The sequence below is a fragment of the Saccharopolyspora hirsuta genome, assembly GCF_008630535.1.
Lineage (GTDB): Bacteria > Actinomycetota > Actinomycetes > Mycobacteriales > Pseudonocardiaceae > Saccharopolyspora > Saccharopolyspora hirsuta.
The window spans coordinates 443,282-465,048 of the sequence record NZ_VWPH01000002.1 but is presented as its reverse complement, the minus strand read 5'-3'; the positions used below and the strand labels follow the sequence as shown (position 1 = coordinate 465,048).

Sequence of the window (21,767 nt, the reverse complement as noted above, 5' to 3'; positions counted from 1 at the left end):
CGGGAGAAATCGGCGCGGCGCGGGGTCGGCGACCTGCGGCAGGATGGAGCGGTGTGAGCACTCCCACAGAACTCTCCGACGAACTGCTGGCCGTGCTGTTCGAGTCGAACCCGGTCAGCGCCTCGCTCTACGGCGCCCACGACCGTGACGACGAGCTGCCCGACATCTCCGCCGCGGCCGAGCTGGCGTTCCGGGAGCGAGCCGAGGACATCCGGGTGCGCGCGATGGCGGTGGACACCTCGCACGCCGACCTGGAGCAGCGGTTGACCATCGCGGCCGTGGTGCACCACGCGCAGGCGGTGGTCGCCCGGTTCGACGCCCGCTCCCCCGAGTACACCGTCGTCGGCTCCCTGTTCGCGCCGGTGGCGGGACTGCTGTTCCACCTCGGGCAGGTCTCGGTCGCCGATGCCCGGCAGGGCGCGGACTTCGTGACGCGCTTGCGCCGGATCCCGGAGTTCGTCGCGACCGCCGCGCAACGGCACCGGGAAGGCGTCGCGACCGGTCTGGTGCCGGTGCGGGTGCTGGTGGACGACGCGATCCGCCACCTCGACGACCACCTGGCCGCACCGGGCGCCGACCCGCTGCTGGCCCCGGAGCTGCCCGACCCGGCGCTGGAGCAGGAGCGCAAGCAGGTGCTGGCCGAATCGGTGCACCCGGCGCTGCGCGAGTACCGGGAGGTGCTCGCCGCCGAGATCGCCCCGCACGCGCGCCCGGTCCAGCAGCCCGGGCTGTGCTGGCTCCCCGGCGGCCACGAGATCTACCAGCGGCTCGTGCGCGCCAACACCAGCACCGACCGCACTCCGCAGGAGCTGCACGACATCGGCCGGGAGCGGATAGCCGCACTGCGCGAGGAGCTCGCCGAGCTGGGCGCGAAGGTCTGGGGCGAGCGCGAGCCGAACGCGGTGCTGCACCGGCTGCGCACCGACCCCGCGCTGCGCTGGCGGGACGGCGAGGAGCTGCTGGCGTCCGCGCGCGAGGCGATCGCCCGCGCGGAAGCGGTTGCGCCGCAGTGGTTCGCGACGCTGCCCGACCAGCCGTGCGAGGTGCGCGCGATGCCCGGCCCCACCACCGACAGCACGCCGATCGGCCTCTACACCGCCCCGGCGCTGGGCGGCTCGCGGCCGGGCGTCTACTTCGCCAACACCGAGCGCGCCGAGCAGCGCCCGCGCTTCAACTCCGAGGCGATCGCGTTCCACGAGGTCGTGCCCGGCCACCACATGCAGTTCAGCCTGGCCCAGCGGCGCGCCGAGCTGCCGATGCTGCGGCGGCTGATCCCGATCACCGCCTACACCGAGGGCTGGGGCCTCTACACCGAGCGGCTGGCCGACGAGATGGGCCTGTACTCCGACGACGTCGCCCGGCTGGGCATGGTCGCGCAGGACCTGGTGCGCGCCGCGCGGCTGGTGGTCGACACCGGCCTGCACGAGTTCGGCTGGAGCAGGCAGCGCGCGGTGGACTACCTGGCCGAGCACACCACGCTGCCGCAGCTGGAGGTCGAGTCCGAGATCGACCGCTACATCTCGCTGCCCGCGCAGGCGCTCTCGTACCTGGTGGGCAAGCTGGAGATCGACCGGGTCCGGGCCACCGCCCAGCAGCGCCTCGGCGCGGACTTCGACATCCGCCGCTTCCACGACGCGCTCCTCCGCCACGGTGCCCTCCCGGTGTCCACACTGGACAAGCTGGTCGCCGAGGAGCTCCACCTCCCCCGCGGTTGACCGGAGCACGGCGAGATCGGCACCTCCCCGGTGCGGAGAGCGGCGATTTCGCGCGAGAACGCCGCCTGCGACATCCAGGTGATGCGCTGCGAGCGGGGTCGAAAGCGACATCGAACGCATTACTGTCGATATCGAGCTCGCTCCAGCGGCGACAGGAGGCACCGTGACCGGGACTTTCCACCACCGCCAGGAACGACTGCGCCGCGAGGCCGAGGCGGAGCTGCGCGACCGGCTGCTGCCGAGCTGGCACCACCGGGTCCTGCAGCGGTTCGCCGTGGAGCACGACAGCGGCTGGTACCCGCTGCTCAACCAGTTCGCCCCGCACACCCCGGCCAACCGCCCGGACGCGGTGCTGGTCGGCCCGCAGGGCGTGCTGGTCGTCCTGCTCCGCGACGCCGAACCGGACTGGGAGGACGCCCGGGCGGCGTTCGTGTGGACCGCGGAGCTGCTGGCCGGGGCGTCCACCGAGGCGGGCGCGGTGACCGAGGCGGTGGCCCGCGCGGTGGTGGTGCACCCGGCCGACCACCGCGGCCGCAAGGGGCACAGCGGCGAGCACCTGGCCATCACCGAGGCCGAGCTGGACCGCGTCCTGCGGCACGGCGAACGGCTGCTGGAACCGGCCGAGGTGCTGGGCATCGCCCGCCACCTGGCCAGCAGGACCTTCGACCTGTCCCCGATCATGTGGAACCCGCAGCGCATCCCGCAGCAGCGCGGGCCGGGCAGGACCGCCGGATCCGGCCTGTTCGAGGTGCGCGACCTGCGCCGGGAGCGGGTCGAGCGGGCGCTGGAGCGGCCGTTCCGCGACTGGCGGATCTTCCTGGACGACGCGCAGCTCGGCGCGGTGCGGCGGCGCTACTCCGGACCGGCCCGGATCACCGGCCCGGCGGGCACCGGCAAGACCGTGCTGGCCCTGCACCGGCTGGCCTACCTGGCCCGCCGCACCACGGGGAAGCTGCTGTTCACCACGCACCTGCGCAACCTGCCGCTGATCGCCGCCGAGCAGTTCCGCTCGCTGGCCCCGCACCTGGTCCAGCGCATCGAGTTCACCCACCTGCACGCCTGGGCGCGGGACTTCCTGGACCAGCGCGGACGCGCCGCCGACGTGGACGAGCAGCAGGTCGAGCAGGCCTTCGAAGCGGTGTGGCAGCGCGCGGAGCTGACCGCGCCGCTGCGCGCGTTCCGCGCTTCCCGCAGCTACTGGAAGGACGAGATCGACCGGGTGATCAAGGGGCGCGGGATCAGCGCCCTGGACACCTACCGGACCGTCCCGCGCAAGGGCCGCGGCCGTCCGCTGCCGTCGGAGCTGCGCGCTCACGTCTGGCAGTTCTACTGCGAGTACGAGCGGGAGCTGTCCGAGCGCGGCGCCTTCGACCACAACGACGTGCTGATGCGCGCGCTGTCCGAGCTCGACCGCCGCCCGCTGCCCCGGCAGTACGCGGCGGTGGTCGTCGACGAGGTCCAGGACCTGACGCTGATCGGGCTGCGCCTGGTGCACGCGATCAGCGGCGACGGCCCGGACCAGCTGCTGCTCGTCGGCGACGGCCAGCAGCAGGTGTACCCGGGCGGGTGGCGGCTGTCCGAGGCCGGGATCTCGTTGCAGGGCAGGGGTGAAGTCCTGCGCCGCAACTACCGGAACCGGTCGGCGATCGTCCAGCACGCCGGTGAGCTCGACGCGATCAACCGGTTCGACGACCTCGACGGCGGTCCGACCATCGCGCTGCGCTCGGCGCTGCCGGTGCTGCGCGGCGGGCACGTGGTGCGCTGGGAGGGCGAGGACCAGGAGGCCGCGCTGATCGCGGCGCTCCGCGAGCTCGACGACGACACCGACACGGCGGTGCTCACCCGGACCAACGGCGCGGCGCAGCACTGGGACCGGGTGCTCCGCGAAGCCGGTTTCACCGTGCGCTCGCTGGACCGCTGGAACGGCCGCACGTCCGGTCCGATCCACGTCGGCACGGTCCACCGGGCCAAGGGGACGGAGTTCCGCGCGGTCTTCCTCCCCGACGAGCGCCCGCAGTCCCACGGCCACCGCGACGAGCTCGAAGCGGCGGACCGGCACCGCCTGGTGGCCCGGACCCGGGCCCGCGACCACCTCTGGATCGCCACGCTCAGCCGGTGACCCGGGCCTGCTCGAACCCGGCGATCATCGCGTCGAGCGCGAAGTCGAAGCGCGACCGGGCCCCGGCGCGGTCGCTGGCCCGCGCCGCCGCCGCGGTCAGCAGCGGGAACTCCGCGGGGTCCACATCGGACAAATTGCGGACCTGCTCGGCGGCGTCGGCCTGGCCGGGTCCGGTCGCGGTCACCACCTGCCCGAGGACGAAACCGGCCAGCGAGAACAGCACGTCCAGCCCGACCTCCAGCGGGAACCCGGCGGCGTGCAGCGCGCCCAGCTCGCGCTCCATGATCTCCAGGTTGCGCGAGGTCACCGCGGGCCTCGACGCCACCAGCGGGATGGCGTTCGGGTGCGCCAGCAGCGCCTCCCGCAGGGCGTGCGCGTAGTTCCGCAGGTCCGCCTGCCACGAGCCGCTGCTGCTCCGCGGCGCGACGGCCTCGGCCAGCAGCTGCTCGACCAGTCCGTCCAGCAGGGCTTCCTTGTTGGAGACGTGGTGGTAGAGGGTCATCGCCTCCACGCCGAGCTCCGCGCCCAGCCGCCGCATCGACAGCGCCTTCAGGCCCTCGCGGTCGACGAGCGCCAGGGCTGCTGCGAGCACGTCCTGCCGGGTCAGCCCGGCGCGCTGACCGCGGGTGCGACTGGTGGGCATGGCCACTCCTCCACGCGTTTGCGTTTCTTACACCGTAAGCCTACGGTAGGCGCAGAAAACTTACATCGTAAGAATCACGGAGAAGGACCCATGTCAGCTCCCGCAACACCCAAGCCCGACAACGCCATCCGCGTCCTGCACCTCGGGCTGGCGCTCACCGTCGTCGCCGCAGCGGCACCGCTGATCGACGTGGCCACCGCGGACAGCCTCGGCGACCACGTCCGCAGCGCCTACCCGACCTGGCCCGACGACCTGATCAGCGCCGACCGCAACGCGATCGTCGGCTACCTGGCGGCCATCGGCGTGCTCGGCATCGGCGGCTGGCTGTGGACGATCGTCGGGGCCCGCAAGCACGCCCGCTGGGTGCGCCCGGTCAGCGTGATCATGTTCGCCCTGGGCGCCTCGGTCGCCCTGCTCAACCTGTCGCTGTCCGGCGGCGCCTACACCAACGTCATCCCGCCGCTCTTCAGCGCACTCGGAGCACTCCCCGCGCTAGCGGGCCTGGCGGCCGTCGCCCTGCTCCGAAAGCGCTGATTTCGAGGTGGCGAGCCGGGCGACGACGGCGATGTCGGCCGCATCGAGCGGACCCCAGCGCTCGGCGACCGCTTCGACGAACGCGGCGCGGAGCTGTCCGCTCAGGACTTTCCCCTCGGCGGTGAGCGAGAGGCGCGCGACCCGGCGATCGTTGCGGTCGACCGCCCGGGACAGCAGCTCGCGGCGTTCGAGGCGGTCGACCATGCCGGTGATGTTGGTCTTGTCGCAGCCGAGCATCGCCGCGAGCTCACCGAGGGACGGCGACCGGCCGCCGAGCAGGCACAACAGCTCGACCTGCTGGGCGGTCAGCCCGAACCGCCGCGCGGTGGCGGCGTAGATCCCGCGCAGCTCCCGGTGCAGGACCATCAGCGCGCTCGGGAAGTCGTCCACCCCGGGAGGCTACCCCGGTGGTTGACATCCTCGACAAATTCAGTTGATGATCTCAACTGACGATCATCTCAACCACTGGAGCCCGCGTTGACCCGAACAGCCTTGATCACCGGAAGTTCGCGCGGCATCGGCCGCGCCATCGCCGAGCGCCTCGCCGCGGACGGCCTGGACGTGGTGGTCAACTACCGATCGGACCGGGCCGCCGCCGAATCGCTCGTCGCCGGGATCGAAGCGAGCGGCGGCCGCGCCGCCGCAGCGCAGGCCGACGTCACCGACCCGGCGCAGCTGCGCGCCCTGTTCGACTTCGCGGAGCAGCGGCTCGGCGGGCTCGACGTGCTGGTCAGCAACGTCGGAACGGCCCGCTTCGCCCCGCTCGCCGAAGCGACCGACGCCGACTACGACCTGCTGTTCGGCACCAACGCGCGAGCCACCTTCACCGCCCTGCGCGAAGCCGCGAACCGCCTGCGCGACGGCGGCCGGATCGTGGCGATCTCCAGCGGCGTCACCGCGACCCACCGCCCCGGCACCGGCCTCTACGGCGCGGCGAAGGCGGCCGTCGACCAGCTCGTCCGAGTCCTCGCCGGGGAGCTCGGCCCGCGCGGCATCACGGTGAACAGCGTGCGCCCCGGCGCCACCCGCACCGAGGCCCTGCTGGAGCTGCAGTCCGAGGAAACCCTCCAGCGGATGGCCGCCGCCACCCCGCTCGGCCGCATCGGCGAACCCGCCGACATCGCCGACATCGTCGCGTTCCTGGCCTCCGACGACAGCCGCTGGATCACCGGGCAGGTGATCAACGCGGGCGGCGGCACCTTCTGACCTCGGGGACGAATTCGGGGTTCTCTCCGGGAATGCGCTGGAGCCGAAGCGCTCCAGCGCGCAGCACCCTCGTCGTCGTGGCGAGAACGAGTTCGCAGCGCTGGCGGCAGGCCGTCGTGTGGCTGCACGTGATCACATCGGTCGGCTGGCTGACCTGCGCGCTGGTGCTCTTCACCCTGCTGGCGACGAGCTTCGCCAGCACCGACCCGGCGACCCGCGTCGCCGCGACGTCGATGGCGCACGTGGTGGACGTGCGCCTGCTCGGCCCGTTCGCGAACGCCGCGGCGTTCACCGGGCTCCTGCTCGCCGCGGCCACGGCCTGGGGCTTCTTCCGGCACTGGTGGGTGCTGGTGAAGTTCGCGATCACCGTCGTCCAGCTCCACGCCGGGATCTTCCTCCTCTCCGGCGCGCTGCAGGACTCGGTCGCGGCAGCCCGGACCGGCCAGGCACCCGCTCCGGCGCTGCTGATCGGCACCGCCCTGATGGCCTCGGCGATCGCCTTCCAGGCGTGGCTGTCGATCGCCAAGCCCTGGCGCCGCACCCCGTGGACGACGGCCCGGAAACCGCCGTCCGCCTCCAACCGCGTCTTCGCCGCAGCGGTGGCCGCCGTGCTGGTGGACATCGCCACCGGTCTCGTGCTCGGCTTCCCCTCCCCGATCTGCCAACTCGTCGTCCTGGCAGCGCAAATCGTCAACCGCCAGCGAGCCCTCCGGGCGGCGTAGGCGTCAGCCCCCGAGGTCGTCGGACCTCCCGGCGGCGATCCGCGACCACTGGGGAATGGGGCGTCCGTCGGTGCGCAGCCTCGCGCACGTGCCCGTCCAGCCCTGCGGCCAACCGGGCGGCGAGTCCTCCCACGGCTCTTGGCGCCCGTACGCGGTGAGGTCCATGAGCGCGTAGCTGTAGTCCATCGCCTCCACCCCGCGGCGGGTCGTCCAGTACGTCTCGAAGACGCGGTCGCCGTCCCGCAGGTAGCAGACGAGGTGCATCATGCCGACCTCGCGCCCGACGAGCAGCTCATCGAGCGAGCCCTGCGCGGAGTACCACGGCATTTCCCAGCCCATGAAGTCGTGGTAGCGGCGGCCCTCCTCCTCAGGCCCCTGGCAGACCACCGCGTAGGTGATGTCGCGCGAGTGGAGGTAGGACAGCTCCGCGACCGACGTGGCGCACCACGTGCAGCCCTCGCACTGCTCGGCCGCGGGGTGGCCCGGGTGCCACATGAAGTAGTACAGGATCAGCTGCCGACGCCCCTCGAACGCGTCGAGCAGGGTCACCGGCCCGCGCGGCCCGACGAGCTCGATCCCCGCGTCGACCTCGACCATCGGCAGCCGCCGCCGGGCCGCGGCGATGGCGTCGCCCTCCCGGGTGTGCGCCTTCTCCCTGGTCCGCAGCTCGTCCAGCTGGGCCTGGAAGGCCTCCCGATCCACGACCGCGGGCATGCCCGGTGCGCTCATGTCCCCTCCTTCGACCCCGGTATAGCAACCGGATGGTTGCCACAGTATGGCAACCATTCGGTTGCGTCAATCCGCGCCAGCGGACTAGGGTCGAACTCCCGGAGCGAAGGAGAGGGCATGGGATTCCCCGACCGCATCGAGCGAACCGTTGAGCTGGCCCAGCCGCCGGAGACCGTGTGGGCGGCGCTGACCACGGCCGACGGCCTGAGCTCCTGGTTCGGCGACGCGGCGCGCATCGACCTCCGCCCGGGCGGCGCGGCCGAGGTGTCCTGGACCGGGGAGCGCACCGCCGAGCTGCGCGTCGAGCGGGTCGAGGAACCCTCGGTCTTCGGCTTCACCTGGCAGGTCGACGGGATGCCCGAGGACGACCCCCGCCGCACCTACGTGGAGTTCACCCTCGAACCGAACGCGGGCGGAACCCGGCTGACCGTGGTGGAATCCGGCTTCGCCCAGCTGCCCGACGACCAGTACGACGCCACCTACCGGTCGCACCTGGAGGGCTGGCCGCGCGAGCTCGGCGAGCTGATCGCCCACCTCGATGCGGCCTGACGTCGAAGCGACCGCCGAGCAGGTCTTCACCGCCCTGGCCGACCCGACGCGCCGCGCGATCCTGGCCGAGCTCGCCGCCCGCGGACCGGCCACCGCGACGGACCTGGCGGGCCGCCTGCCGATCTCCCGCCAGGCGATCGCCAAGCACCTCGCCCTGCTGGCCGAAGCCGAGCTGGTCACCCCGGAACCGGGCGAACGACGCCGGGTCCGCCACCGCCTGAACTCGGCCCCGATGCGCACGGCCCAGCAGTTCCTCGCCGCCTTGGCCCGCGACTGGGACTCGCCCCTGGCAGCCCTGAAGACCCACCTCGACCAGAACGACGCCGAATAGCGCTGCGCAACGGCTCCGAGGACCCGCGACAAGCATGTCCCGGAGCGGATCGAACCGCTACCGTCCGAGGAGCACGGAAGTGAGGAGTGGGCGTGTTCGACACCTCCGACGACGTCGGCGCACGACTGTCCGCAGTGGACTACCTGGCCGGGAAGGCGACCGCCACGACGGTGTTCCTGGCCGACCGGCTCGGCAAGCCGCTGCTGATCGAGGGGCCCGCAGGGGTGGGCAAGACCGGCCTCGCGCAGGCGGTCGCCGCGGCCACCGGCGCGGAGCTGATCCGGTTGCAGTGCTACGAGGGCCTGGACGAGGCCCGCGCGCTGTACGAGTGGAACTACGCCACGCAGCTGCTGCGGATCCAGGCCGGGCAGGACGCGGACTGGCAGCGCACCCGCGCCGACATCTTCACCCCGGAGTTCCTGCTGGAGCGCCCGCTGCTGGCGGCGATCCGCCGCGAGGGGCCGACGGTGCTGCTGATCGACGAAGTGGACAAGGCCGATCTGGAGTTCGAGGCGCTGCTGCTGGAGGTGCTGTCGGACTTCCAGATCACCGTGCCCGAGCTGGGCACCGTGCGGGCCCGGCACCGCCCGTTCGTGGTGCTGACCTCCAACGCCGCCCGCGAGCTCTCCGAAGCGCTCAAGCGCCGCTGCCTGTACCTGCACATGGACTACCCCACCCCGGAGCGGGAGCGAGACATCGTGCTCACCCACGTCCCCGCGCTGGGAGAGCGGCTGGCTGGCCAGCTCACCGAGGTGGTGGCCGCGCTGCGGAACCTGGAGCTGACCAAGGCGCCGTCGATCGCCGAGACCGTCGACTGGGCCCGAGCGCTGCTGGCCCTGGGCATCGACGACCTCAACGACCCGGCGCTGGAAGCGACGTTCGGAGTGGTGCTCAAACACCCCGGCGACCACGAGCGCGCCCTCGCCGGGCTCGAACTGCGCGGCCCGGAAGCACCATGAGCCTGCTGGACCGGCACACCGACTTCCTCGCCGCGCTGCGCGAGCACGGCATCGCGGTCTCCACCGCCGAGGGCATCGACGCGGCCCGCGCCCTGACCGCAGTCGACCTCCTCGACCGCGAAGCGGTACGGGTCGCCTACGCGGCCACGCTGGTCAAGCGCCACAACGACATCGCGGTCTTCAACGCCCTGTTCGACCTGTGGTTCCCGCCCGCCATCGGCGACGGCCGCACCACCGACGGCACAGCGGTCGACAGCGAAGTCGAGGTCACCGGCGCCCACGGCACCTCCCCCGAGCTCCACGCCATGCGCTCCGAACTCGCCCGAGCGCTGTTCACCGGAGACGACGCAGCGCTGGTCCAGATCGCCCGCCGCGCCCTCGCCCGCTACGGCAGTTCCCCGGGCGCGAACTCCGGCTCGTGGTCACCGCGCGCCGCCCTGGAACAGCTGGACCCGACCACGCTGCTGGCTGGTCTGATGCGCACCGCGGAGGGGCAGGCGCGTCCTCGCAGCACCACCGGCACCGCCACCAAGTCCCGCTTCACCCGCCGCATCGCCCGGTTCGAGCAGCTCGTCACCGCCGAAGCCCACCGCCGCATCGCCGAGCGCAAGGGCGAGCGGTACGTGGCCGACAACCTCACGGCGCCCGCACCGGACCAAGTGCCGTTCCTGGCCGCTTCGCAGGCCGAGCTGACGGCGATCCGCCGGGCGATCCGCCCCCTGGCCCGACAGCTGGCCACCCGCATCCACCGCAAGCGCCGCCACGGCACCCGCAGCACGACGCTGGACTTCCGCCGCACCCTGCGATCCGCGCTGGCCACCGGCGGCGTCCCGATCGCACCCCGCCACCGCCCGCACCGCCCCCACAAGCCGGAACTAGTAGTCCTGTGCGACGTCTCCTCGTCGGTGGCGAACTTCGCCCACTTCGCCCTGCTCCTGGTACACGCCCTGCACGAGGTGTTCTCCCGCACCCGGGTGTTCGCCTTCGTCCGCGAGGTCCACGAGGTGACCGACCACCTCCGCCGAAGCCGCGACGCGGCCGAGGCCCTGGCCGAGGTCCGCCGAGCCACCCTCCAGCTCCCGGGCACCGGCACCGACCACGGCCGCGTGTTCGCGGACTTCGCCGCCAACCACGCCGACGCGCTCACCCCCCGAACGGTCCTCCTCATCCTCGGCGACGCCCGCAACAACAACTACGACCCGGCCCCGGAGATCCTGACCACCCTGACCCGCCGCTGCCGAAGAACCCTCTGGCTGAACCCGGAACCCCGAAACCGCTGGGGCACCGGCGACTCAGCAGCACCCGTCTACGAATCCCTGGTCGAGATGGCGGAGTGCCGAAACCTCGCCCAACTCACCAACCTCGTCCAATCCCTGGACCACCCCTGAACCCACACCGGACGATCAACGGCAGTCACCGTGCTGTCCGAGACTGATCCGGTACATCGCGCCACGACCGTCCCGGTGCGGTCGTGGCGAGGTGTGTGCGGGCCCTATGACCTCCGCGCTCAGCGACCAGCGTGGCGAGGGCCCACCAGCCGCAGTGCCACTACGGATGGTGTTTTATCGCGTACGAATGCGAGATCATGGGTGTATGACGACTAACTCGGCGTCCGGCAGGTTCACAGGGCCGGTGATCCAAGCCGGGACTGTTCAGGGGGGCATACACGTCCATACCGGTGATCTGGCGCGCAGCCACTACCGATCACAAGTCCAGCGCATCGCACCGCCAGAACTGGTCGGGCGAGCGGCAGAGTTGGCCGAGTTGGCTGACTTCTGCACGTCGCCGGCCTTTGCAGGCAGTTATGCCTGGTGGAGAGCTGATGCATGGTCAGGAAAATCGGCGTTGCTGGCCACGTTCGTCTTGGCCCCTCCTCCAGGGGTGCGAGTGGTGTCGTTTTTCATCACTGCTGGGTGGGCGCGCCAAAGTGACAGGCAAGCATTCGCGGACAACATCCTCGAGCAGCTGTGGGAGCTCCTAGGGGAGCCCCCGGAGCAGCATTTGACCGAGGCTACCCGCGAAACGCACATGCTTGGCTTGCTGGAAAAGGCCGCGCAACTCTGCCAGAACCGGGGCGAAATTCTAGTTCTCGTGGTGGACGGGCTGGACGAGGATCGAGGCTGGGACGGCTCGCCTGAGGCACACAGCATCGCTGCCCTGCTCCCCGCCAGCCCGCCTGCGAGTATGCGGGTGATCGTGTCTGGGCGCCCCAATCCGCCGATTCCTGATGATGTGCCTAGCCACCACCCACTGCATGACCCCTCGATCGTTCGGCAACTGGCCCCGTCGGCAGAAGCCCAGGCTGTACGCGGCGCGATGGAGCGCGATCTGAAACGCCTCCTTTACGGTTCTGCAGCCGAACAGGACCTGCTGGGATTTTTGACGGCGGCAGGCGGCGGTCTCACCACCCAGGACTTGGAAGAACTAATTGGCGTTTCGACTTGGCAGGTAGAGGAGTATCTACGTACGGCAGCAGGACGAAGTTTCCGAAGTGTAACCGAGAGGCCCGGTCGATCGCTCGACGTTCATTTGCTGGCGCACGCGCAGCTCCAGGTGGCGGCAGAGCAGATGCTGGGGGCACGAATTGGCAACTACCAAGAGCGTCTGCACAACTGGGCTGACCGCTACGCAGCACGGCATTGGCCTTCGGATACCCCGGAGTACCTGCTCCGTGGCTACTTCAGCAGGCTGACTGCTGCTGGGGACCTAGCCCGCATGGTTGCGTGCGCGACCAGCCCTCACCGCCATCACCTTGCGCGCGCTCGCTCTGGCGGTGATGGTGCGGCTTTGACCGAGATCATCACCACACAAAACACCATTCTGACGCACGATAAACCTGATTTGGTTGCTCTCGCTCGCCTGGCGGTTCACCGAGTGAACCTACAACGAAGCAACAGTCAAATACCACCAGGACTACCCGCAGGGTGGGCTCGACTTGGCCAACTCGATCGAGCTGAGTCAATGATCGAAGCCTTCCGAGATCCAGTCGACCGCATCGATGCCTTACTAGCGGCTGCGAAAGTATGCAGAAAGGAGGGTGAAACACAGCGAGCACAAAGGATGCTCGATCAAGCTGCGGAGTTAGCGAAAACTTTCAACCAGTTCTGGGGCGCGCGCCCGGTTAGGTCGGTCGCCATTGAGTTCGCAAGAATCGGCGATTTCGATCGTGCTCGACACATCACAGAAATCATACGAGACCCCGCTGAGCGCGCACAGGCACTCGCGCAAATAGCGTCCCAATCAGCAGACACAAATGACCATGACCAAGCAGCTGCACTTCTGATTCAGGCCGAAGACCTGATGGCTTCGGAAAGGAATGGCCGGGAAGCCTCCTCGTTAGCTGCCATGGCCGTCGCAAGCGCAAAGACAAGCAGATTGAAGCGCTCCAAGATCCTGCTGGCGGAGGCTGAAGATCTAATACAGTCCGAGACTATGCTTATCCATGCAGGGACTGTGGCCCAAGCTGCTGCAATCGTAGGCGACTACGACCGCGCACTTCGGATCACAACCCTATTCAAAGATCCGAATCGGCGTGAAGATTTGCTGATATCGATCATCTCGATAATATCCAGGAACTCAGCGGACCGCGCCGAATCGATAGCACGACAAACAAGCGAACCCATCCAGCTATGCAGAAGACTGGCAGCGGTTGCAGAAAACACAACTGATCATGACCACGCAAACCGCCTGATAGCCGAATCAGAAGATAGCACGCAAGAAATCACTGACCAATCAGTTCGAAATGATGTGTTAATCGACGTCGCAGTGGCCGCCGCTATTGCCGGATCACTAGATCACGCAATTGCCATGGCCTACGACTACGCCAAAACTGGAACCAATGCAGAGCCGGTCTTCTTCATCGCGGCGGCCGCCCTCCGCGCCAACGATCTTGAACATGGCGCCGAACTTCTTGAACTCGCAGAGAGCATAGCCCGCAAGATCATAAGTGCCGACGACCAGCGCAGATCACTACTGTGGATCAAGACCGTTGCCGACTTCCAAGATTTTGACCGCGCCGAGGCACTAGCCAGATCACTCCAGGACAGTTCCGCACGATCAGCAGCGTGGGCAGTGATCGCGGAAGGTGCACTCGCCGCCGAAGACCTAAACCGGGCCGAGACTGCGCTTGCTGCTGTCGACCAGGCACCCTTGCAGCGGCGAGCGCGACTAGACTTGATTCGTGGCGTCCTGTCGGCCGGAAACATCGGTCGCGCAGTGGCCATCGCCAGAAAAGCGGATGTTCTCACCCATCGCGCAGCCGCATTAACTCTAATCGCCCAGGAGACCCGCGACAATGATCTGCTCGACGAAGTCGAGCAGATCATTGAATCCATTCCCGCAGGTATGGATCGCATGAAGATTCTACTGACGTTAGTGGAGTCTACCGCCAAGCTACACCTTCGCAAACGGACCATGAGACTAATCGGCCACCTCAGGAAGGCCGCCCAGGCCGTTATCGACAGCCCTGATGACAGCCAGAGCGATACGCGGAAAGCCCAAAAAGTAGCGAAACTGTGCAGCACTCGACCCCGCACCTTGACCGAGATAGCCGAAACAGCGAGCTACTTACAAAACGATCACTTCTTCTGGTCCAACCAAGACATACTGGGCAAAATTGTTCCAGCTCAACAGTTCAGCATCAAGGGCATCAATCCTTCCAAGAACAAGAATCTGACATATCAACTGAGCCAAAATGACTGGCACTACGTCGTGGAAGAACTCACCGAAGCCCACCCAGATGCCTACCATGCAATAACCTTCGAGCTGGACCAGCTGGCCAATTTTCGTGAAATATGAAGACAGTTCTTTTCTTTGTGAGAGAATCGCTGTCGTAGTCACCGCAGGCGATCGCGTAGCGGTGATGCTGGACAACCGGCCAGAGTTCCTGCTCGCGAAGCTGGGCGCGGCGATGGTCCCGATGAACATCCGCTACCAGGACTACGACGCCACGCACGTACTCGCCCACTCCCAACCGAAACTCATCGCCCCACCAACTCAGCAACCCACGCCCCGGCCGATGGACGAGCTGAGGCGTCCCTGCTCCGCGACCGACAAGGCGGCGGCGATCGCCATCAGGCCCTCGCAAACGGCCTGATGCGCCTGGACGGCGATGCGCCCCCTCGTCGGTCAGCTCGATCAAGCAGGCCCACCGATCGCGCGGATCGCGCACGCGGACGACCAGCCGATGAAGACTTCTCCAGGTGAGAACGGCAGCCGAAGTCAACCATGCCCACCGGACCATCGATGAGCTGGAGTGGTGTGCGGGGTACCGCGATCACCGACGCCGCGGTCTTCAACCCCCAGCAACAACCCCAAGGTCGCGCTGCCACCAAGTCCCCCCGCCCAACCGAGACTTCCGCGGATTGCCTGGTCCGTGGGCAGGCCGGGGACGGCACCCATCGCAAGGAGCCGATGGGACGTCACCACCGCTCCGTGGGGGTCCGCGGGGGCTCGGCCCTCGCGAAAGATGCGCGGAACGAGAAAAGGCGAGTGCTCAAAGCACGAGCACTCGCCATCCATCTCGTGGAGGTGCCGGGAATCGAACCCGGGTCCTCCGTCGCCTCACCAAGACTTCTCCGTGCGCAGTTCGCTATGCCTCTGCTCGGCTCCACCGGTCTCGCGAACTAGCCGATGTGACGAGCCCAGTCGCTGTTTGATGTCCCACCAGGTCCCGCGACCGGACCTGGCGGTGAGAGCCTCCTAGCTGATGCCGGATCCCGGGTCGGAGGCTGTCCCGGTCCGACAGAGTCGCTCCTCGCTCAGGCGGCGAGGGCGAACTCGCGCTGACTCTTGTCGGCGCTTATTGGTTTGCAGCGACGCTCACGGTGGTCTCCTGCCTGCACCGGCACGCTTCCCTCGGATCAACGTACGGAGTCGAAACCGTTCACCCCCTTGCTCCCGGTTCGGCTTTCGAACCGGTGTACCCCAGCATAACGCGTGGCGTCCCGGCGATCATTCCCATATCCCTGAAACGATCAGGACGAGGCGCCCAGCAGTCGCGCCGGGGTGTCGTGCAGCACCGCTCGCAGGAACTCCGACCCCAGCCGGTCGTCGGCCGCCGCCCATCCCGCGATCGCCGCCAGCTGCTCGGCGTACGGGTACGGGATGTTCGGGAAGTCGGTGCCCAGGACGACCCGGTCCGCGTGGTCGGCCAGCCGCGCCGACCAGTCCGCCGGCAGCGCGGCGAAGTGCTCGCTGAACGCGACTCCGACCATGGTGGTGTCGATGTGCACCCTCGGGTACTTGCCCACCAGGTCCAACGCGATGCCGTGGTCCGGCATTCCGGCGTGCGCCAGGACCGCGACCAGCTCGGGGTGGCGGCGCAGCACCTCCTCGAACACGTCGAGCCCGGTGTGCGCGCCCGGCAGCGGCCCGTGGCCGCAGTGCACGACGACCGGCACCCCGGCCTCGGCGAGCATCCCCCACGCCGGTCGGAGCAGGTCGTCGCGCGGGTCGAAGGCGCCGACCTGGACGTGCACCTTCACGCACCGCGCGCCCGCGTCGAGCGCCTTGGCGAGGTAGGTGGTGACCTCGGGCTCCGGGAAGATCGTCGCCGTCGGCACCGCGCCCGGGGTGCGCTGGCCGAAGTCCACCGCCCAGTCCGTCAGCCACTCGGCCATGCCCGGCTTGTGCGCGTAGACCAGCGGGGCGAACGTCGTCACGCCGAGCTCGCGCAACACCTGCAGGCGCGTCTCCTCGGGGTGCCGGTAGAAGATCGGCCACTCGACGCCGTAGTGCTCGCTGGCGAGGTCGAAGTACGCCCACACCTTGCGCAGCACGCGCTCGGGCAGGAAGTGGGTGTGGATGTCGACCAGGCCGGGCAGCCCCAGCCCGGACAACCAGGCCGGGACCTCGCCGTCGCTGCCCGGCCCCGTCAACGCATGCCCTTGCGGGCGCGGCCGATGGCGCGCTGCATCTCCCGCTGGGCGTCCCGCTTGGCCAGGTCCTGGCGCTTGTCGTGCGCCTTCTTGCCGCGGGCCAGCGCGAGCTCGACCTTCGCCCGGCCGTCGCTGAAGTACAGCGACATCGGGATCAGGCTCAGCCCGCTCTCCTTGATCTTGCCGACCAGCCGGATGATCTCGTGCTTGTGCAGCAGCAGCTTGCGGGAACGACGCGGCTCGTGGTTGGTCCACGTCCCCTCGGTGTACTCGGGGATGTGCACGTTGCGCAGCCAGACCTCGCCGTCGTCGACCGTGGCGAAGCCGTCGACCAGCTGGGCCTTGCCCTGCCGGAGGCTCTTCACCTCGGTGCCGGTCAGCGCGATGCCCGCCTCGTAGGTGTCCAGCACCGCCCAGTCGTGCCGCGCCTTGCGGTTCTGCGCGATGACCTTGCGGCCGCGTTCCTTCACCATGCCATCAACTCTAGCTGCCGTGTCACCCGGGTTTCGTCGGCTGCGGTCCCACCCGGAACCGCAGCCGACGCAGCTCACAGCCGCACGTAGAGGCGGAGCGTGACGTAACCGGTGATCGCCGAGACGGCCGCCGCCACCAGCAGCAGGATCGGCGAGACCACGGCGATGTCGCCCCACTCGACGCTGGGGATGATGCCGGTGCCGAACACCGGGGCCATCACCCGGTCGATGAAGGTCGCCTTGGCGATCAGCAGACCGCCGATGGCCAGCACCGCGCCGATCAGACCGGAGACCACCGCTTCCAGCAGGAACGGCAGCTGGGTGTACCAGCGGGTGGCGCCGACCAGGCGCATGATGCCGGTCTCGGTGCGCCGGGTGAACGCCGAGAGCTGGATGGTGTTGGAGATCAGCAGCAGCGCGGCGAGCGCCTGAACCAGCGCGATGGCGAACGTCGCGTTCCGGAAGCCGTTGAGCACGTCGAACATCCGGTCGAGGTACTCGGCCTGGTTGACCACGTTGTCCACGCCGGGGCGGCCGGTGAACTCCTGCTGGACCGCGCCGAAGCGCTCCGGGTCGCTCAGCTTGACGCGCAGCGAGGCGGGCATCGCCTCGGCGCGGGCGACGTCGCGGAGCTCGGGCTGCGACTCGAAGACCTTGTTGAAGCTCTCGAACGCCTGCTCGCGGTTCTCGTACTTCACCGACTCCACGCCGGGCACGCGCTTGAGGTCGGACATGATGCTCGCGCAGGGCTGCTGGGAGCAGTCGTTGTCGTTGGCGCTGACGTCGTCCGTCATGAACACCACGACCTCGACGCGGTCCTGGTAGGTCTCCTGCATCTTGTCGATCATCCGGACCACGAGGAGACCGCCGCCGAGCAGACCGACCGAAATGGCGGTCGTCAGGATCATCGCGATGGTCATCGTCACGTTGCGCCGAAGGCCGTTGACGACCTCGCTGAATACGAAGCTCGCGCGCATCTTGTGTCAGCTTTCCTAGCCGGTCGGGGGTGGTGTGCTCAGGGCCGCGGGGTTCGGGGGGTCAGCGGCCGACGCCGTAGACGCCGCGGGCGTCGTCGCGGATGACGCGCCCCAGGCTCAGCTCGACCACGCGGCGTCGCATCGAGTCGACGATCGAGTGGTCGTGGGTCGCCATCACCACGGTGGTGCCGGTGCGGTTGATGCGCTCCAGCAGCAGCATGATGTCCTGGCTGGTGTCCGGGTCGAGGTTCCCGGTCGGCTCGTCGCAGAGCAGCACCAGCGGGCGGTTGACGAAGGCCCGGGCGATCGCGACGCGCTGCTGCTCACCACCGGAGAGCTCGTGCGGCATCCGGTCGGCCTTGCCGTCCAGCCCGACCAGCTGCAGCACCTGGGGCACCACGCGGCGGATGTCGTTGCGCGGCTTGCCGATCACTTCCAGCGCGAATGCCACGTTCTCCGCGACGGTCTTGTTGTTCAGCAGCCGGAAGTCCTGGAAGACGCAGCCGATGCGCTGGCGCAGCCGGGGGACGCGGCGGCGGGGCAGCTTGGCGACGTTCCAGTCGGCGACGAAGACCCGACCGCGGCTGGGCACGTCCTCGCGCAGCAGCAAGCGCATGAACGTCGACTTGCCGGACCCGGAGGGCCCGATCAGGAAGACGAACTCGCCCTTCTCGATGCCCACCGAGACATCGTCGAGAGCGGGCCTGGTCGACGTCTTGTACGTCTTGGACACGTGCTCAAGGCGGATCACGGGGAGTGAGTTTACCTGCGTCCATCAGGGGGACGGCGACTCACCCGGACCGGCGGCGGCAGCCCGGATCACCTGCGCATTCCGCCGCCTGCCGGTGCGTGTTCGTCAGGCCACGGTCTGCTGCTGGCGGCGCCAGCGGATGCCCGCTTCCAGGAAGCCGTCGATGTCGCCGTCGAGGACCGCGTCCGGGTTGCCGACCTCGTACTCGGTGCGCAGGTCCTTGACCATCTGGTACGGGTGCAGGACGTAGGAGCGCATCTGGTTGCCCCAGCTGGAGCCGCTGTCCTTGAGGGCGTCCAGCTCGGCGCGCTCCTCCTCCTTCTTGCGGGCCAGCAGCTTGGCCTGCAGCACGCGCATCGCGGCCGCCTTGTTCTGCAGCTGCGACTTCTCGTTCTGGCAGGACACCACGATGCCGGTCGGGATGTGCGTGATGCGCACCGCCGAGTCGGTGGTGTTGACGCTCTGCCCACCGGGGCCGGAGGACCGGAAGACGTCGACCCGGATGTCCTTCTCCGGGACGTCGACGTGGTCGGTCTCCTCCACCACCGGCAGCACCTCGACGCCGACGAAGGAGGTCTGGCGGCGCCCCTGGTTGTCGAACGGCGAGATGCGCACCAGCCGGTGCGTGCCCTGCTCGACCGAGAGGGTGCCGTAGGCGTAGGGGGCGTCGATGCGGAAGGTGGCGGACTTCAGGCCCGCCTCCTCGGCGTAGGAGGTGTCGTAGACCTCGGCCGGGTAGGAGTGCCGCTCGGCCCAGCGCAGGTACATCCGCATCAGCATCTCGGCGAAGTCGGCGGCGTCGACGCCACCGGCCTCGGCGCGGATGGTGACCATCGCCCCGCGCGGGTCGTACTCGCCCGACAGCAGGGTGCGCACCTCGAGCGCTTCGAGGTCCTTCTTGAGGGTCTCCCGCTCCTGGTCGGCCTCCTCCAGCCCGGAGGAGTCGCCCTCGTCCTCGCTGAGCTCGTAGAGCACCTCGAGGTCTTCGAGCCGCTGCCGCAGCTCGGTGATCTTGCGCAGCTCGGCCTGCCGGTGCACGAGCTGGCTGCTGACCCGCTGCGCGTGCTCGACGTCGTCCCAGAGGTCGGGCTTGGCGGCCTCGGCCTCCAGCTCCGCGATATTCGCGCGCAGAGCATCCAGATCCATCACGCTCTCGATGCCCTCGAGGGTGTTGGACAGTTCCTTGAGCGAAGCTGCGACGTCGGGATTCACAGTGCTCAGCGTACTTCACCGGGCACGGGCCGCCCACGAGGACGGCCCGTTGACCATTTCTCCCCGGCCACCCGCACCGCAGCGCGGCGCGAGCAGGCAGTCCGGATCAGTCCGGGATGGCGTCGAGGAGCTTGATGATCGCCCGGTTGTAGGCCACGGTGAAGTCGGCGGCCGCCTTCTCGTACGGGTCGCCCGCGGTCTTGGCGGCGTTCTTCGCCTCGTCCATCTTCACCGCGTACTGGGCGCGGGCCGACTCGACCAGGGTGGCGCGCTGCTTCGGCGTCAGCGAACCGGAGTAGACCAGCCGCAGGATCAGCGGGCTGCGGACGTTGTCCGGCCCCGGCTCGGTGTTCAGCCACGACTTGAAGGCGCGCTTGCCGGCCGCGGTGATCGCGTACTGCTGGCTGGAGCGCGGCCCCTGCTTGCCGAGGCGGAGCAGGCCGGCGTCGGTCAGCGCGGGCAGCTCGCGGTAAACCTGGCTGCGGGTCACGCTGAAGAACCCTCCGAAGCGCTCGGTGGCGGCAGCAACCAGCTGGCCACCGGTCTTCGGACCTTCGTGCAGTAGTCCCAACAGGGCAGCGGATGTCGCATTCAGCTCGGTCACACTGCCACGGTGCCATGCTCGCGCGAAGCTGTCCACAATGGTCTCCGATTCTGTCCACTGTGGTTGCAGTGAACTGGTCCAAGTGGACGAACGGTTGCGCCATCGGCGCAGGGGCCGGACGACTGCCGTCCGGCGGGACCGGACACAGCGCGCAGCCGGATCCCGGCCGCCGCCTGCACGCATTGCGACGAGCACGACCCCGGTTCGCCTGGATGGGGGTTCTTGGCGGCGCAATGAGGTGTTATCACGTTCTGGATCTGCCCAACTACGTCGGGTCACCATCACTGTGACTCCTGGGCCGACCAGCCGGCGGCCGACAGCGACCGAGCAGGAGGTGCGGGAAAGTGCATCGCAGTTGGTTGCGAACCAAGGTCAACGAGAGCAGGACGAAGGTGACCAGCAAGGTCGCGGAGCGGGCGAAGTCGCTGGTGCCCAGGCCACGCGACGGCGAGGCCGACTCCTGCATGGTCTGCGGCCGGTCGATGCGCCCGACCGGCGTGGTCCGGGGCGACGGCAGGGTCTGCTCCCCCGCCTGCGCCCGCCAGTGGGCCCAAGGCCTCTGAGAACCGGAGCACGGCACCGCGCCTCGCGGCGAAACGGAACCAACGAGAAAGACCCCCGACGAAATCGGGGGTCTTTCTCGAGTAGTAGCGGGGACAGGATTCGAACCTGCGACCTCTGGGTTATGAGCCCAGCGAGCTACCGAACTGCTCCACCCCGCGCCAGCAACCTGATTTCCGGCTGCGTTCTTCTGTTGTGCCGCTAACTCTACACCCCCGAAAAAGCCCCCCAACACGGGGGGTCACTTAACCCCAAACAACACCCCTGACCAGCAAGAACACCATCCCGAAGGTCGAGTCCGAAAACTCCCCCAGCACCCCCAACCACCACCAGCAGATCAACAGCCACCAAGAACCAGCCCCCCAGAACCAGCCACGCACCAAACGCACCCCGCTGCACCACGGGAAACAAAACGACGAGCTGGTCAACACCCAGGCCGGGAACGCCACCCCCGCAAGGAGCCGACGAAACGCAACCACCGCACCGTGGGGGTCTACGGGGGCTCGGCCCCCGCAAAGAAATAAGGACAACGGGAAAGGGCCCCCGACGAAGTCGGGGGCCCTGAACATCCGAATGGTAGCGGGGACAGGATTCGAACCTGCGACCTCTGGGTTATGAGCCCAGCGAGCTACCGAACTGCTCCACCCCGCGTCGTGTGTCCTCAACCTTACGGACCGGGGAAGCTTAGTGCAAATCGCGTGGCCGGAAAAGTGACGCAGCACATCCTGCACCCGATCGGGGGCCGGAAAACGCCGCGGGGCGAGAACCGTTCCCGGTCCTCGCCCCGCGGTGCGCGTCGGCTGG

At 68.8% G+C, this 21,767-nt stretch carries 21 protein-coding genes, 2 tRNA genes and 1 other RNA gene; 12 read left to right on the top strand and 12 right to left on the bottom strand.

Annotation, left to right across the window (positions count from 1 at the left end; translation table 11 throughout):
• Positions 1-53: 53 nt before the first annotated feature.
• Both F1721_RS05250 and F1721_RS05245 read left to right on the top strand, forming a co-directional pair.
• The gene (locus F1721_RS05250) at positions 54-1,715 is read left to right on the top strand and encodes a DUF885 domain-containing protein (RefSeq protein ID WP_150065372.1); all 1,662 of its coding nucleotides are present in this window, start codon (positions 54-56) and stop codon (positions 1,713-1,715) included.
• A 163-nt stretch (positions 1,716-1,878) separates the two neighbouring features.
• Entirely contained in the window at positions 1,879-3,834 is a 1,956-nt protein-coding gene (locus tag F1721_RS05245) for a UvrD-helicase domain-containing protein (protein ID WP_150065371.1), read from the top strand.
• Here F1721_RS05245 and F1721_RS05240 read toward each other — a convergent pair.
• The gene (locus F1721_RS05240; protein WP_150065370.1) at positions 3,824-4,477 is read right to left on the bottom strand and encodes a TetR/AcrR family transcriptional regulator C-terminal domain-containing protein; all 654 of its coding nucleotides are present in this window, start codon (positions 4,475-4,477) and stop codon (positions 3,824-3,826) included. The genes F1721_RS05245 and F1721_RS05240 overlap by 11 nt on opposite strands.
• A gap of 90 nt (positions 4,478-4,567) precedes the next feature.
• Between F1721_RS05240 and F1721_RS05235 the strand changes: the two genes are divergently transcribed.
• Positions 4,568-5,011, top strand: coding sequence for a hypothetical protein (locus F1721_RS05235; protein WP_150065369.1), 444 nt, complete (start codon positions 4,568-4,570; stop codon positions 5,009-5,011).
• Here the strand turns inward: F1721_RS05235 and F1721_RS05230 are convergent.
• Positions 4,970-5,401: a MarR family winged helix-turn-helix transcriptional regulator gene (locus tag F1721_RS05230; RefSeq protein ID WP_150065368.1), complete on the bottom strand. Its 432-nt coding sequence runs from the start codon at positions 5,399-5,401 to the stop codon at positions 4,970-4,972. The genes F1721_RS05235 and F1721_RS05230 overlap by 42 nt on opposite strands.
• Before the next feature lie 87 nt (positions 5,402-5,488).
• Here F1721_RS05230 and F1721_RS05225 point away from each other — a divergent pair, with 87 nt between their 5' ends.
• Complete coding sequence (locus tag F1721_RS05225; protein WP_246154271.1) at positions 5,489-6,217, top strand: SDR family oxidoreductase; 729 nt, start codon at positions 5,489-5,491, stop codon at positions 6,215-6,217.
• 77 nt (positions 6,218-6,294) lie between these two features.
• Complete coding sequence (locus tag F1721_RS05220) at positions 6,295-6,939, top strand: hypothetical protein (RefSeq protein ID WP_246154269.1); 645 nt, start codon at positions 6,295-6,297, stop codon at positions 6,937-6,939.
• A 3-nt stretch (positions 6,940-6,942) separates the two neighbouring features.
• Here F1721_RS05220 and F1721_RS05215 read toward each other — a convergent pair whose 3' ends face one another.
• Complete coding sequence (locus F1721_RS05215; RefSeq protein ID WP_150065365.1) at positions 6,943-7,668, bottom strand: DUF899 family protein; 726 nt, start codon at positions 7,666-7,668, stop codon at positions 6,943-6,945.
• Between the two features lie 117 nt (positions 7,669-7,785).
• On the opposite strand from F1721_RS05215, the gene F1721_RS05210 reads away from it, so the two are divergent.
• The 6 genes from F1721_RS05210 to F1721_RS35595 all read left to right on the top strand — a co-directional run bounded on the left by F1721_RS05210 (position 7,786) and on the right by F1721_RS35595 (position 14,602).
• Entirely contained in the window at positions 7,786-8,217 is a 432-nt protein-coding gene (locus F1721_RS05210; protein ID WP_150065364.1) for an SRPBCC domain-containing protein, read from the top strand.
• Complete coding sequence (locus F1721_RS05205) at positions 8,207-8,548, top strand: ArsR/SmtB family transcription factor (protein ID WP_150065363.1); 342 nt, start codon at positions 8,207-8,209, stop codon at positions 8,546-8,548. The genes F1721_RS05210 and F1721_RS05205 overlap by 11 nt, the downstream gene beginning before the upstream one ends.
• A gap of 92 nt (positions 8,549-8,640) precedes the next feature.
• The gene (locus F1721_RS05200) at positions 8,641-9,507 is read left to right on the top strand and encodes an AAA family ATPase (protein WP_211840334.1); all 867 of its coding nucleotides are present in this window, start codon (positions 8,641-8,643) and stop codon (positions 9,505-9,507) included.
• Positions 9,504-10,895, top strand: coding sequence for a vWA domain-containing protein (locus F1721_RS05195; protein ID WP_150065361.1), 1,392 nt, complete (start codon positions 9,504-9,506; stop codon positions 10,893-10,895). The genes F1721_RS05200 and F1721_RS05195 overlap by 4 nt, the downstream gene beginning before the upstream one ends.
• 367 nt (positions 10,896-11,262) lie before the next feature.
• Entirely contained in the window at positions 11,263-14,304 is a 3,042-nt protein-coding gene (locus tag F1721_RS05190) for a P-loop NTPase family protein (protein ID WP_150065360.1), read from the top strand.
• Positions 14,294-14,602 carry an AMP-binding protein gene (locus tag F1721_RS35595; RefSeq protein ID WP_425474395.1) on the top strand — a complete coding sequence of 103 codons (309 nt, stop codon included), beginning with the start codon at positions 14,294-14,296 and terminating at the stop codon, positions 14,600-14,602. Before F1721_RS05190 ends, F1721_RS35595 begins: the two co-directional genes overlap by 11 nt.
• Before the next feature lie 426 nt (positions 14,603-15,028).
• Here the strand turns inward: F1721_RS35595 and ssrA are convergent.
• From ssrA to F1721_RS05150, 7 genes are all read right to left on the bottom strand, one after another.
• Positions 15,029-15,399: a transfer-messenger RNA gene (ssrA, locus tag F1721_RS05180) on the bottom strand.
• An 83-nt stretch (positions 15,400-15,482) separates the two neighbouring features.
• The gene (locus F1721_RS05175) at positions 15,483-16,385 is read right to left on the bottom strand and encodes an amidohydrolase family protein (RefSeq protein WP_150065359.1); all 903 of its coding nucleotides are present in this window, start codon (positions 16,383-16,385) and stop codon (positions 15,483-15,485) included.
• On the bottom strand, positions 16,382-16,858 hold the full coding sequence (smpB, locus tag F1721_RS05170) for an SsrA-binding protein SmpB (protein WP_150065358.1): 477 nt from the start codon (positions 16,856-16,858) through the stop codon (positions 16,382-16,384). The genes F1721_RS05175 and smpB overlap by 4 nt, the downstream gene beginning before the upstream one ends.
• Positions 16,859-16,932: 74 nt before the next feature.
• Positions 16,933-17,835 carry a permease-like cell division protein FtsX gene (gene ftsX, locus F1721_RS05165; RefSeq protein WP_150065357.1) on the bottom strand — a complete coding sequence of 301 codons (903 nt, stop codon included), beginning with the start codon at positions 17,833-17,835 and terminating at the stop codon, positions 16,933-16,935.
• Between the two features lie 61 nt (positions 17,836-17,896).
• Complete coding sequence (ftsE, locus tag F1721_RS05160) at positions 17,897-18,586, bottom strand: cell division ATP-binding protein FtsE (protein ID WP_150065356.1); 690 nt, start codon at positions 18,584-18,586, stop codon at positions 17,897-17,899.
• Between the two features lie 105 nt (positions 18,587-18,691).
• The gene (gene prfB / locus F1721_RS05155; protein WP_150065355.1) at positions 18,692-19,798 is read right to left on the bottom strand and encodes a peptide chain release factor 2; all 1,107 of its coding nucleotides are present in this window, start codon (positions 19,796-19,798) and stop codon (positions 18,692-18,694) included.
• Between the two features lie 106 nt (positions 19,799-19,904).
• On the bottom strand, positions 19,905-20,402 hold the full coding sequence (locus F1721_RS05150; RefSeq protein WP_170301355.1) for a PadR family transcriptional regulator: 498 nt from the start codon (positions 20,400-20,402) through the stop codon (positions 19,905-19,907).
• Positions 20,403-20,794: 392 nt separating this feature from the next.
• On the opposite strand from F1721_RS05150, the gene F1721_RS05145 reads away from it, so the two are divergent.
• On the top strand, positions 20,795-20,965 hold the full coding sequence (locus F1721_RS05145) for a hypothetical protein (RefSeq protein WP_246154267.1): 171 nt from the start codon (positions 20,795-20,797) through the stop codon (positions 20,963-20,965).
• A gap of 85 nt (positions 20,966-21,050) precedes the next feature.
• Here F1721_RS05145 and F1721_RS05140 read toward each other — a convergent pair.
• A tRNA-Met gene (locus tag F1721_RS05140) sits at positions 21,051-21,124 on the bottom strand.
• 413 nt (positions 21,125-21,537) lie between these two features.
• A tRNA-Met gene (locus F1721_RS05135) sits at positions 21,538-21,614 on the bottom strand.
• Between the last annotated feature and the right edge of the window lie 153 nt (positions 21,615-21,767).